Consider the following 13,333-nt stretch of genomic DNA (forward strand, 5'->3'; position numbering starts at 1 on the left):
ACGGGCACCGGAATATGATAACGAACCGCCCCTACGGACACGTTCATGGACATAACAGACATTCATCAACGGCATCTATGATGAAATACGATCCCGCAAAACATCATCGCCGGTCGATTCGGTTGAAGGGGTATGATTATACGCAAAACGGGGCGTATTTTGTGACGATCTGTGTTCAGAACAGGGAATGCTTGTTTGGAAAAATTGTGGATGAGGCAATGCGGTTGAATGAGGCAGGTCAGATTGTCGCGGATACGTGGGAATGGTTGGCATCGCAATATGACCATGTGGATTTGGACAATTGGGTGGTGATGCCCAATCATCTTCACGGAATCATTGTTTTGACAGATGATGGTGATAATGGCGATGACGGTAGGGGCGGTTCGTGCGTTGTAGGGGCGGTTCGCGAACCGCCCCTACAAAACGATCATCCGAAAAAACGTAAACCCCTCGGGCGTTTGATCGGTGCATTCAAAACGGTATCCACCAAACGCATCAATGCCTGGCGTCAAACCCCGGGAAATCGATTATGGCAACGCAATTATTATGAACATATCATTCGCAATGAAGCCTCCCTAAATCAAATACAGGAATATATCCTGAACAATCCCCGTATCTGGACAGAGGACTCTCTATTTGTCAAGGAATCCCCATGACCGCTCTTTACGAATCCGACATCGAACAATACCTTGTCGAACTCCTCGAATCACAGGGGTATTCTTATCTTTCCCCGGAAGATCAAGAAACCGAACGACCAAACCTCTCCGAAGTGGTTCTCAAAAACCGCTTACGGGAAGCTGTTCAAACTCTCAATCCGTCCATCCCCGCCGATGCTCGGGAACAGGCAATCCGTCAGTTTCTCAACCTCCCCAGCCAAAACCTCATGGATAATAATGAGGCGGTTCATTTGATGCTTACCGAAGGTATCCGTGTGGAGTATATGAAAGACGGAGAGGTGAAATACGATGAAGTAAAACTCATTGATTTTGAAGAACCCGCAAACAATGAATTTCTCGTCTGCAATCAGTTCACGGTCATTGAAAACAATGTAAATAAACGCCCGGATGTGGTGATTCTTATTAACGGTATCCCGCTTGTGGTGATTGAACTCAAGAATCCTGCCGATGAAAACGCCACCGTTCACAAAGCCTATACCCAGCTTCAAAACTATAAAAAAGCCATTCCTTCCCTGTTTTACTATAACAGCATTCTCGTCGCTTCTGACGGACTTGATGCCAAAACGGGAACTGTTTCATCGGATTGGTCACGGTTTCTTGCCTGGAAATCAGTGGATGGCGTGAAAGAAGACGGCACCACCGTTCCACAGCTTGAGACCCTCACCAAAGGGATGCTCAAAAAAGAGGTACTTCTTGATCTTATCCGGCAGTTCATCGTATTTGAAAAATCAAAAAAAGAAGATGCCAAAACGGGATTAACCACCGTCACAACGATAAAAAAAATTGCGGCGTACCATCAATACTTTGCCGTCAACAAAGCAGTGGAATCCACGCTTCGCGCTACGGATATTTCCGCAATATGCGTTCAAGAAAATCCTGCGGTTTATGGTCAACCCAGCGTGGAAAGTCAGCCAAGAGGAGATCGTAAAGCGGGAGTAATCTGGCATACGCAAGGATCGGGAAAATCGCTTTCTATGGTTTTTTACTCTGGAAAAGTGGTTATTACCCTCAATAATCCCACCATTGTTATAATAACCGACCGCAATGACTTGGACGATCAGCTTTTTGATACTTTTGCCAACTGTAAACAACTGCTCCGCCAAGATCCCGTGCAGGCGGAAAACAGAGACCATCTTAAAAAACTTCTCTCCGTTGCTGGTGGCGGAATCGTTTTCACCACCATTCAAAAATTCTCTCCTGATGACGGAAGTGTTACCTTTGACTGCTTATCGGAACGGGAAAATATCGTGGTTGTTGCGGATGAAGCCCATCGGAGCCAATACGGATTCGGAGCAAAAACCATTTATGATAAAGTAGGAAACGGAGCCAGGACCGCTTACGGGTTTGCCAAATATTTACGGGATGCTGTTCCGAATGCTTCATTCATCGGGTTTACGGGAACACCGATTGAAAAAGAAGACGCTTCCACCCCGGCGGTTTTCGGGAATTACATTGATATTTACGACATTGCCCAGGCAGTCGAAGACGGGGCGACCGTTCGGATTTATTATGAATCCCGTCTTGCCAAAGTTCATTTGAAGGAAGAGGAAAAAGCAAAACTGGATGAGGAAGTCGAATCTATAACCGAAGGGGAAGAAAGCACCGCCAAAGAAAAAGCAAAAACAAAATGGACTCAAGCAGAAGCGATTGTCGGTCACAAAGAACGGATTAAGTCCGTTGCTTGTGATATTGTCGATCATTTTGAAAAACGGCAGGAAGCCTTTGAAGGAAAGGCGATGATCGTCACCATGAGTCGAAGGATCGCGGTTGAATTGTATGATGAAATAAAGGCGTTACGACCTGGTTGGCATAATGAGGATAAGAAAAAAGGAATGATAAAAGTGGTGATGACTTCTTCCTCTTCTGACCCTGAAAACTGGCAAATACACCATACCACCAAGCAAGACCGCAAAGACATTGGCGACCGACTCAAAGATGTGAATGATCCACTCAAACTCGTCATTGTTCGTGATATGTGGCTGACCGGTTTTGATGCTCCGTGTCTCCATACCCTCTATGTGGATAAACCGATGCGTGGTCACAATCTCATGCAGGCGATTGCACGAGTGAATCGGGTGTATAAAGATAAGCCGGGTGGACTCATTGTTGATTATATTGGGATTGCATCAGACTTAAAGAAAGCTTTATCGGTGTATTCCGCAAGCGGTGGTCAAGGAACACCAACACTTGATCAGGATGAAGCCGTTGCAACCATGCTTGAGAAATTTGAGATTGTCGATCAAATGTTTGGTGGTTTTGAGTATCAAAAATATTTCACTGCTGATACTTCCACAAAACTTACGATTATTTTGGAAGCACAGGAGTTTATTCTTGGACTCCAGGATGGGAAAAATAGATTTACCAAACAAGTTTCCTTGCTTTCAAAGGCGTTTGCGCTTTCGGTTCCTCATAAAAAAGCAATGGAAATTAAAGATGAGGTTGGATTCTTCCAAGCAATCAAAGCTCGTCTCACAAAATTTGAACCGAGTGGATCAGGAAAGTCAGACGCAGAAATTGAAACGGCCATCCGTCAAATTGTCGATAAAGCGGTTGTGTCTGATGGAATCGTTGATGTATTTGATGCGGCTGGGATCAAAAAACCTGATATTTCTATTCTCTCCGATGAGTTTTTGGAAGAGGTCAAAGGAATGGAACGCAAGAATCTTGCGCTGGAACTCCTGAAAAAAATTCTCAATGATGAGATAAAAGCAAAGGCGAAGAAAAACCATATTCAGAGTAAAAAACTTTCCGAAATGCTCGAAAATGCCATTAAAAAATACCAAAACAATCTTCTGACTGCGGCACAAGTCATTGACGAACTGATCAAGCTGGCAAAAGATATTGCGAAGGCAAATAAACGGGGAGAAGAATTTGGCCTGAGTGAAGACGAACTCGCTTTTTATGATGCACTGGCAAACAATGAAAGTGCCAAAGAAATTTTAGGTGATAAACAACTCCGAGATATTGCCAGGATTCTCGTTGAGAAAGTGAAGACCAATACTTCAATTGATTGGACTATCAAAGAAACGGTACGAGCCAGGCTTCGTGTCATTGTTCGTCGAATTCTTCGGCAATATGGGTATCCACCGGATCAGCAACTGATTGCCACGGAAAATATTTTGAAGCAGGCGGAGTTGCTGGCGGATGAGTGGGTGGTGGAGTGAGGGGTGAAAATATAAATTTAGCTAACGAGGTCAAAACGCGACACCTTTCAAATCCCGGGTGACAGTTTATCATTTCGACGCAGAAAAGATCCGGTTCGCCATGCGTCAAGATCCCTCGTCGCTTGTACCTCACTCTGTCGGGATGACACATGCAAACTGTAAAGTGCTTTTGACTGCTTTTGAAAAGTGCCTAAAATTCCCCAAGAATAATGACTCCTGCGCTAACGGCTTCACCGAAACTTAAAACAGCCAGCCCTCCATGCCAGGCCGTGGAGAATGCAGGATAGGTTAGGGCAACATACCCTTCAGCTTGTAGTTCTGCATCCTCTATTTCAGAGAAAAGATCCGCATTTCCATCGATTCTCCAGGCTGAACCGATCTGCCAAAATCCATCAACTTCGATTCCGGCACCCTGGCTTTGGGTATGGGGTTCGAATGCTGTGTAAAGCGGAATTACAAGGGTGGCCGAAAATGTGACCAACCCCGAATTGCTGTTATTCCCCCTCTTTTCTGAGATGAAATTCCAATTTCCAGTTTCCGTTGTGGTCCACCGCGTCACACCAGATTTCCAGGGAACCAAGTTCGGTTAAAACCACTCTGAGTGTGACGGGTATGACCGTTCCAGAAGCCTGAGCGGTTTCCTCACGAGATAGCGTTGTTTCGATGATGGCCAGTTCTTCAAGCGAACTGCGTGCGTCTTCAATCAGACTGCCAGCCTGATCTTCAGGGCGAGTTCTTGAAATATAAAAGGGAAATTCGACCATTTCGCCAACCACCAGACCAAACTCAATACCGGGAATATCCAGAGCTGTTCCTTCTTCCATACCGGCTGGAGCCACACACAAACCATTCAACACGGGCGGCATTCCGGGAATGGCAGGAAGTGATGATTCCACCCCCAGATAATAGGCGAAGGTGGTGGCGCTACGGACTCTCACCCCTTTGCCGGAACGTGCCTGTCCATAGTATGCGGCGCCCAGCGCAACAGCCAGATCAGGATCTGTCGCCTTCAATACTTTTATTTCAGGACTTCCTTCTTCTTTCAGCCATTGATTCAGCACATTCTGGATTCGCTCACAAAAAGCTGTGGCATGTGTCACACCCCCATTGAACAAAATCACACTGGGATGGACAAAGGATTTGCCCTCCAGTTTGCTGTTCAGACTATGATCCGGTGCGATCTGCCTCAGACTTTCCCTGAGAAAATGAGCCAGATGTTTCAAAATGGCAGGGTCCGACGCATAATTGAGTCCTACGGTACGCAACCCTGTTTTTCTTGGTTCTTGAGGAATATCACTGGCCGAGCATGGCGCAAAGAAACCTTCCAGCAGGACTTCCATCATTTCTTTACGGGTGAGTCTTGTCTGAAGTGTACCGCCCATGAGCTGACTACCGCGTCCCGGCAAAACAACCGGAACCTCGGCAAGGGAGGCGTCTCCCAATAATTTTTCTTTGGCATGTCGGCAACTGTGCGCCAGCGACAGCCATTGAGATTGATTGATGGTTTTTCCTTCTTTTTCAAATTTTAATTGAATGGTTCTTGCCAGCGCCAGATCCATGTTATCGCCGCCCAGCAAAATATGGTTTCCAACCGCGATTCTGGTTAACTGCAATTCGCCCTTGACTTCTTCAACCGCGATCAAACTGAAATCGGTGGTTCCTCCACCGATATCACAGACCAGCACCACATCACCAACACTCACTTCTTTGCGCCAATCCGGAGTATGGGAGATCCAGGCATAAAAGGCGGCAACAGGTTCTTCCAGCAAAACCACCTGAGGCAGTCCTGCCATTTTTGCGGCTTCCAGCGTCAAATCTCGCGCAACAGCATCGAACGATGCCGGCACAGTGAGGATGAGTTCTTCCTGCTCCAGAGGTTCTTGGGGATGCGCCAGATTCCACTCTTGTTTGAGATGGGTCAGCAGACAGGAAGATGCTTCAACCGCTGAATATTTCGGAACATCGGCCGGTGCGGTCAACGGCAGGTTTTTGAGTTTTCCGCTGGAGGTGGAGAGCCATGATTTTGCGGAACTGATCAGCCTTCCTGGAAGTTTTTCGCCCTGTTTGCGAGCCCATTCTCCGGCAATCAGTTCAGGAGTTGCGTCCCATGCGAGCTGATACACATGATTTTCTGCTTCGGCTTCTGTGGGAATATATTCGAAGGAGGGCAAGGTCTTGCGGGGAGCCTGCATTCCCTGATCAATAATCTGGGAAATCTGAAAGGGTTCAGGTTTTTCCGCTGTCTCATTTTGAGGCAGACTGGCCAAGGCGCAGTTGGTGGTTCCTAGGTCAATGCCAATAAAATGTCTGGATGATGTTTCTTGAGTTTTCATAGTGGTCCTTCAATCAATAAAAAATGGTGTTTATCCAGTCCTTCAGGGGTGTTTCAGTTTTTTAGTGTATGAGATTCAGCCCTTGAACAAATAACATCTGGAATTGAATATTTATAAACATATTAGAATATTACTGCTGAAAATTCATTATTTGCGCAGCAGCTTTTCAACTTAAAAACAGGAATAATGTAAAACAGCCCCGATCAATGACAAGCCAAACTCCGACCCCACCTGAAATGTCATTTTTTCATTCAAGGTTTATAAAAGAATGCCGATAACACCAGCATACGGGTCGTCAAGATGACGATCTCATGAATTATAATCGTTACTCGGAGGGCATATGGCATGGTTAAATAATTTTTCTGTGGATTCTGATCTGAAAAAACGGGTGCTGACCACGGATTTTGAAGAACGAGTCAACCGGGCTGTCAACTCATTTTTGCAGCAGGTCGATCAAATGCTGGAAGAAGAAAAATATGAGGGAGTTCATCCTGCGTTGAACACCGTACAAGAGGGTTGGTGGGCGCATGCCTGAGTTCTCAACCAGCCATGATTTGAACGGCATTGCCAACTCTGACAATTTCAGGTTTTACAAGGCATCGGGGCAGGTAAATGGTGAATTGAACTCCCCGATTGGCCGATAGATTTTCTGCGAGGATCCGTCCGTCATGGGCGTCGATGATTTTTTTGCAGATAGCCAGTCCAAGCCCTGTTCCACTCTCCTTTCCCTCGGTTTTGAAGGACTTGAACAAATGGGGCAGCACATGCTCCGGAATCGGGGTACCATTATCCCTGATCTGAATCATCAATCCATTCTCTTCAAACACATCAAATAACACAGTGATTTCGCCATCTTCCTGTTCTCCCAGTTTTTCCCATGAATTTTTGATCAGATTGATCACCACCCGAGTGAGTTTGTTCACATCGCCATAAAAACTGAGATTCGGATTGGGCGTGGAAAAATGGATGGGTAAATCCGCGACAAACCCTGTATTGATTTCCAGATGAGAAATAAACGGTTCCAGTTGTGTTGTGCTGCGTCTCAGATCCGTTTTGCCCTTGGCAAATTCAAGAATATCAGTGGTCAATCCGGTCACGGTCATGGCTGAAATTTTGATACGGCGCACATACATCAGCGATCGTGCGATATCCAGCATGGTGACATGTTCCTTGTCCAGTATTTGCAGAATCAAGCCCACATAGGTCACCACAGAACCATTTGCGTTGCCAATGTCATGGCCGAATTCCGCCAGTGCGTAACCCAGTTCCACCAATCGTTTTTCCTGTTCTTTCGCCAGTTCCAGATCGCGTATTGTTTGTTCAAGCGTTTGTTTGGATTCCTCGAGTTCATCAACCTTGCCGGCCAGTTGTTCCTGAACAGTCTGAAACTTGCCCCAGAGATCATGAAGCACCGATACCCGACGTTCCAGGCCAGTCTGATAGGGAAGCGACCGGGGCAGTGTCAGATCTGACGATTCCTGCTCACGTCGATAGCGGGTGAAAGCCTGACACAATTGATCAATGGGACGGGTCATTTTACGGGCTTTGATCCACAACACACCGGCAATGGCAAGGGCCGTGATTCCCAGACTAAAAATAAAGGGCGGAAGCCAGTTGGCATAGGCCGCGGAGGGACTGAATATTTCACGTTTAACTTCGAGCAATCCACGTATCTTGTTGCGACCGACCGGCAACCGGAGGATGATATGGTCATCCACGACCTGGTAAATCTGTTTATTTTCTACAGGTTGCGTATCGGCTCCGGCACTGGTGAATTTGACATTCCAGTCCAGATAAAGAATTCGCATCTCACCAAATTCTTCTGATTCAATGATTTGCTGGATCTCGCGGGTTTTTACATCTTCAGGTGATTCGAGAAGGTCCCCAATTCTTACCGCCAGTGCATTCAGTTCTGTGATGTCTTGCAACAGAAGGCTTTCCTGAAGTTCTTCATGCGGAAACCATTGAAGCGCAATTCCATAAACAATCAGAAACAGAATAACGGATGCTCCTGAAAGACGTAGAATTTTTTTTTGCATGAAGGGCACTCTGAATGGACGGATCTGAAGTAATTAAACGCACTGTTTTTTCCCTACATGGATCAGTTAAATATTGCAAGCATCTCCTCAACTTAAATCATGCAAAAATTCAAAATTTGCGATCTATGCGGATACTTCATTGCCACAACACGAATATTAACGCCATTATACCTTCGGCCATAGTCATTGTTTCGCCAATGTCAAATGGTTGCCGATCCTTTGATCAATTCGCCTAATCCTGCCAATTCCAAACTCATATCCACCGTTCCATTGCGCTGTTGCCATGATCCCCCAGCAGCATGATAACCCAGTGGTGTTTTATGGAAATACATTTTTAAGTATGAATTAAGCGACAGCGACTAATTAGGCCTTGATCTTACCTGTTGTTACGTTCTATGGAATACGAGGTCCTTCAATTCAGTCTCCCAACCCCTACTCTTTAGGAGAAATATGCCTGTAGCAGATTATAAAACCTATTGCACAATGTTGGATAACGCCAAGAAAAACAAATTTGCCTATCCCGCAATCAACGTCAGTTCCATGATCACGGCCAATGCGGCACTGAAAGCGTTTGCGGATCAGAAAAGTGATGGAATCATTCAGGTTTCTACCGGTGGTGGCGAATTTGCTTCCGGTTTGAACAACAAGGACGCAGTGCTTGGTGCCATCGCGCTTGCTCAGCATGTCCATTTGGTCGCGGAACGCTACAATGTCAACATTGCTCTGCACACAGACCATTGTCCCCCCAAAAAAGTTGATAAGTTTTTGCGTCCGTTGATTGAGGAAACCGCAAAACGCCGTGCCAAGGGCTTGCCCAATCTGTTCAATTCCCACATGTTTGACGGTGCGGAACTGCCTCTGGCTGAAAACATGAAAGTGGCAAAGGATCTGTTGGTGGCATGTGCCAAAAATGAAATCATTCTCGAAGTAGAAGCCGGAGTTGTTGGTGGAGAAGAAGACGGCGTGGATAATTCCGGAACTTCCAAGGACAAACTCTATACCAGCCCTGAAGACATGGTTCAGGTCTATGCGGATCTCAACAGTCTGGGACGCTTCATGTTTGCCGCGACATTTGGAAATGTGCATGGTGTTTATAAACCCGGAAATGTGAAACTCACACCCACCATTCTCCGCGATGGACAAAAGGCTCTGACCGATAAATATGGAAGCAATGCTTCGTTTGATCTGGTATTTCATGGCGGAAGCGGATCTCTGCTGTCTGAAATCCATGAAACCCTGCAATATGGTGTGATCAAAATGAATATCGACACCGATACCCAGTATGCGTTCACACGACCGATCGTGGAACACATGTTTAAAAATTATGACGGTGTGCTGAAAATTGACGGAGAAGTGGGTGACAAAAAAGCCTATGACCCACGTGGTTATCTCAAAAAAGCGGAGGAAGGCATGGCCGCTCGCATCAAACAGGCCTGTGACGATCTGAAAAGCACTGGCACCACCTTGTTCGGCAAGTAACAACCTGTTGTTTTCTTGTGTAGTTTCAAGCCTGTCGCCTTCATGGGGGACAGGCTTTCTTGTTTTATAATTCAGTCATTCTTCTGCAAAATTCCCGAAAATATTCTTATGTCTTCCCCAATCCTGAGTTTGAAAGATGTCCGTCAGGCAGAGCAACGGATTCGTCCCTATATTTTGAAATCACCCTGCACTTATTCTCAAAAACTGAGCATGGCAACATGCTGTGAATTGTTTTTGAAACTGGAAAACTTTCAGATGACCGGCGCTTACAAACAGCGGGGAGCGTTTAATAAAATACTGAAACTGACTGAGCAGGAACGTCAGGCCGGAGTGATCACCTCGTCCGCGGGAAATCATGCACAGGGGGTGGCCTATGCCGCCGAAAGAAGCGGGATTCATGCCACCATTGTCATGCCGGAAACCACACCTCTGGCAAAAATTCAGGGTACAAAGAAATTCAATCCGGATATTGTTCTGCATGGCAACAGTTACGATGAAGCCTATCTGAAAGCCCGGGAACTTTGTGAGGCCAATGGTTACACGTTCATCCATCCGTTCAATGATCCGGATGTGATCGCGGGACAGGGAACTGTGGGGCTGGAACTCATTGAGCAGTGTCCGGACATGGAAACCATCATTGTGCCTATCGGCGGCGGTGGGCTGATCGCCGGTGTTGCGGTCGCAATCAAGGAGTGGAACCCCAAAGTTCAGATTATCGGCGTGGAGGCACAGGTGATTCCCGCCATGCAAAAAAGCCTTGAAGCCGGACAGATTGTGGATGTTCCCTATGCCAAAACGATCGCAGACGGCATTGCGGTTTCCCGTGTTGGAACCAATACGTTTCCGCTCGTACAAAAATATGTCGATGATATTGTCACCGTCAGTGAGGAAGAAATTGCCAATGCGATTGTCCTTCTGCTGGAACAGGAAAAAACGCTGGCTGAAGGTGCCGGAGCAGTTGGAATGGCCGCTGTGTACCATCATAAAATTCCCCGAATGAATAACAGAAAAACCATTGTGCTGATTTCCGGAGGGAATATTGACAGCAACACCTTATCCACCATTCTCGAACGTGGACTCGCCAAGGCCGGACGGTTGGCCAGTTTTCATGTTCTTGTTCCGGATCGGCCCGGAATTCTTGCTGAATTATCCAGGGTTATCGCGTCCCGTCGGGCCAATATCCTCCAGATTTCACACAACCGGTCCTATTCCAAAACATCGCTGGGTGAAGCGGAGGTAGAATTCACCATTGAAACCAGAGGACATGAGCATATTGCGGAAGTTGTTCAGGATCTGGAAAAAGATGGCTTCATTGTGCATCTCAAATAGAGGAGTTGTATGAAATATCGTGTCTATGTCAAAGAAATCTGGGTTCAGCCCTATATTGTGGAAGCCAACAGTAAGGCACATGCCAAACGTCTGCTGGAAAATCCGGAAGCCCGTCAAAATCCTCAAATCAAGAAAGACACCACCCGTCCTCAGTATTGGGGAATCATTGGTTCAGAAAAATGGGATGTGGAGGAGGTTTAATCTTTGTCTCTCAGTTTAGTTCCTCACAACGTCTGAATCAGACGGTCTGAAAATTGCTTTTCTCCAGGTATGTATTCTGAAATCCCCAGGGCTGTTCATTTCTCCATATTTTGAGCGTCAACCGGATGGTCGGCGGGGATTACATGCCCCGCAAACGCCAAACATCGTATTTTTGACGGGCACGTAGTCCCGTCCTGCCAGAGAAGTGAATAGCCCTGCTAAAATCCCCACCTATAAGCGACAAGAAAGGAGCCTGAGGATGTTTTTCAAAATCAAACACAGCGGATTTTCCCTGGTTGAAGTGATGATTGTGGTTGTCATCATCGGAATTCTGGCATCATTGGCATATCCCAGCATGGAGAAATACTTGCTGACATCCCGGCAGACAGAAGCAAAAACCAACCTGATGGCGGTTTATACGGCACAAAAAATTTTTCATTCGACACAGCGTAAATATGCCGCTGATCTGAAAGAACTTGGCATCTCGTTCGATCAGAGTGACTCCGCCATTTACAGTTATTCGATGAAAACAGAAGACAGCGAACAGGCCTATCTGGTCACCGCGACAGGGAACCTCGACAGCGATGATACGATCGACACGTGGACGGTCGATCACATGAAAAATCTGATCAACACGGTCAACGATGTTCTTGAATAACCGGCATTTATGCATCCTCCTATCGCTGTTGTTTGCCTTGCTCCTTTCCGGTTGTGTTTCCTCACGGGTTTACTATGAACCCGCGGTCTCGCCCCATGCCTTGAAACATGGCAACATTTATGTGGAACAACTTGTAGGTCAAAATGCCTCATGGTTTCGTGATGTGTTGATCCGGGAACTCTATAAAAACCCGGTATTTTATCCGATGGAAACCTATCCCGGTCTGGAGGAAAAAGCCGCGATTCTCTCAGGCACGGTGATTGTTTATTCTGTAAGAGATGAAGAACAGACCCACGAAAATAAAAAAGTTGAATTGATACAGAAAGATATCCCGCCCTCAAAAAACAATGTGGCTAGCCAGATGCGCCAGACCCTGTTTGAGTTTGTGGAAGTGAGCTTTGAAGAACGTGTGATCCACCGCACCATTGATCTGGGAATTGAATTTGTGCTACATGACTCCATTTTAGCACAGGAATTGTATCACCAGCAGGAAAATATCAGCTTCCGTCAAAGTTATTCGGGAGAAGAGGCCATCAAGGACATGCGTTCATCACAGGATGAAATCAAACGTTTGGGAACACTCCTGATTCAACGGTTTCTCGATAAATTATCGCCCGTAGCCAAACAGACGGTTCTGGTTCTTGAAACAGGCTCAGCGCCAATTCCATGGACATTCAATCTGCTGGACCTCGGACACCCCGGAATTTTGAGTGGAAATCGCTATGCGGTCCAGAAGGAATTTTCCAAGGCCATCAAAGCCTGGAATTATATGATTTTTGAACCGTATCCGTTTGAGCAGTCAGAACAGTTTACTTTTTCAGATCGGGCGCTGGCCAGTCTTAAACAGGCAAAAATTCCTCGACAGATCCTGGAACCACTGCTTCAGTTACGCAACCAGTCTTTCTCTCTGGTCGATATTGATAAAATCCTGTTGAAGCTTCTCAGTCCCTTACATTTTAAAACCTACGGCCAGATTATCAAGTATCACAGTCGGGAATCCCAAACAATTCTGGGAAAAAATCTGGCTTCGGCCCATTATAATCTGGGAATGCTGTATCAATTGCTCAATCAGCTAAAACTGGCCGCCTATCATTTCGCGCAGGCAAATGCCTGGAATCCGCAACCCCATTATGCTCAAGCATGGAGCGATGTGAAATATGCCATGGATGATTTTAACAGCCTGGACACAATGGTCCCCCAAACCATTGAGGCCGCAGGAAAAAATCCACCACCAGCCAACGCGATCATTCACCCTCAGGAAATGCTGATGCCGGAAGAAGAAGCTTTGCCTGTGGAAAACGCAGGTGCGACCCGACCGAATTTTGAACCGGAAGAATTGCCTTATCTGCTGGAAGAAACACAACCGGCAATCAATCCGGACGCGATACAGGCGCAACCCGATGATCAGCAGAATCTGCTTGAACTGAATTGACACTTGACTCAAGGTGTAGGA

At 46.4% G+C, this 13,333-nt stretch carries 11 protein-coding genes; 8 read left to right on the forward strand and 3 right to left on the reverse strand.

Annotation, left to right across the window (positions count from 1 at the left end):
* Positions 1–80 precede the first annotated feature (80 nt).
* Complete coding sequence (locus HQM11_04250; protein ID MBF0350215.1) at positions 81–656, forward strand: transposase; 576 nt, start codon at positions 81–83, stop codon at positions 654–656.
* Positions 653–3,841, forward strand: coding sequence for a type I restriction endonuclease subunit R (locus HQM11_04255; GenBank protein ID MBF0350216.1), 3,189 nt, complete (start codon positions 653–655; stop codon positions 3,839–3,841). The genes HQM11_04250 and HQM11_04255 overlap by 4 nt, the downstream gene beginning before the upstream one ends.
* Positions 3,842–4,031: 190 nt before the next feature.
* On the opposite strand, the gene HQM11_04260 is transcribed toward HQM11_04255, so the two are convergent.
* A complete protein-coding gene (locus HQM11_04260) occupies positions 4,032–4,322 on the reverse strand; it encodes a hypothetical protein (protein ID MBF0350217.1) in 291 nt (96 codons plus the stop codon).
* A gap of 13 nt (positions 4,323–4,335) precedes the next feature.
* Positions 4,336–6,174, reverse strand: coding sequence for an Hsp70 family protein (locus HQM11_04265; protein ID MBF0350218.1), 1,839 nt, complete (start codon positions 6,172–6,174; stop codon positions 4,336–4,338).
* Positions 6,175–6,514: 340 nt separating this feature from the next.
* Between HQM11_04265 and HQM11_04270 the strand changes: the two genes are divergently transcribed.
* Entirely contained in the window at positions 6,515–6,709 is a 195-nt protein-coding gene (locus HQM11_04270) for a hypothetical protein (GenBank protein MBF0350219.1), read from the forward strand.
* Positions 6,710–6,713: 4 nt separating this feature from the next.
* Here HQM11_04270 and HQM11_04275 read toward each other — a convergent pair whose 3' ends face one another.
* On the reverse strand, positions 6,714–8,213 hold the full coding sequence (locus tag HQM11_04275; GenBank protein MBF0350220.1) for a HAMP domain-containing histidine kinase: 1,500 nt from the start codon (positions 8,211–8,213) through the stop codon (positions 6,714–6,716).
* A gap of 450 nt (positions 8,214–8,663) precedes the next feature.
* Here HQM11_04275 and fbaA point away from each other — a divergent pair, with 450 nt between their 5' ends.
* The 5 genes from fbaA (at position 8,664) to HQM11_04300 (ending at position 13,312) form a co-directional block, all read left to right on the forward strand.
* Positions 8,664–9,692, forward strand: coding sequence for a class II fructose-bisphosphate aldolase (fbaA, locus tag HQM11_04280; protein ID MBF0350221.1), 1,029 nt, complete (start codon positions 8,664–8,666; stop codon positions 9,690–9,692).
* A 120-nt stretch (positions 9,693–9,812) separates the two neighbouring features.
* The gene (locus HQM11_04285; GenBank protein ID MBF0350222.1) at positions 9,813–11,021 is read left to right on the forward strand and encodes a threonine ammonia-lyase; all 1,209 of its coding nucleotides are present in this window, start codon (positions 9,813–9,815) and stop codon (positions 11,019–11,021) included.
* A 9-nt stretch (positions 11,022–11,030) separates the two neighbouring features.
* Entirely contained in the window at positions 11,031–11,222 is a 192-nt protein-coding gene (locus tag HQM11_04290; protein ID MBF0350223.1) for a hypothetical protein, read from the forward strand.
* 259 nt (positions 11,223–11,481) lie between these two features.
* Entirely contained in the window at positions 11,482–11,880 is a 399-nt protein-coding gene (locus tag HQM11_04295; protein ID MBF0350224.1) for a prepilin-type N-terminal cleavage/methylation domain-containing protein, read from the forward strand.
* On the forward strand, positions 11,873–13,312 hold the full coding sequence (locus HQM11_04300) for a hypothetical protein (GenBank protein MBF0350225.1): 1,440 nt from the start codon (positions 11,873–11,875) through the stop codon (positions 13,310–13,312). Before HQM11_04295 ends, HQM11_04300 begins: the two co-directional genes overlap by 8 nt.
* Positions 13,313–13,333: the final 21 nt, after the last annotated feature.

Source organism: SAR324 cluster bacterium (genome assembly GCA_015232315.1).
Taxonomy (GTDB): domain Bacteria; phylum SAR324; class SAR324; order SAR324; family NAC60-12; genus JADFZZ01.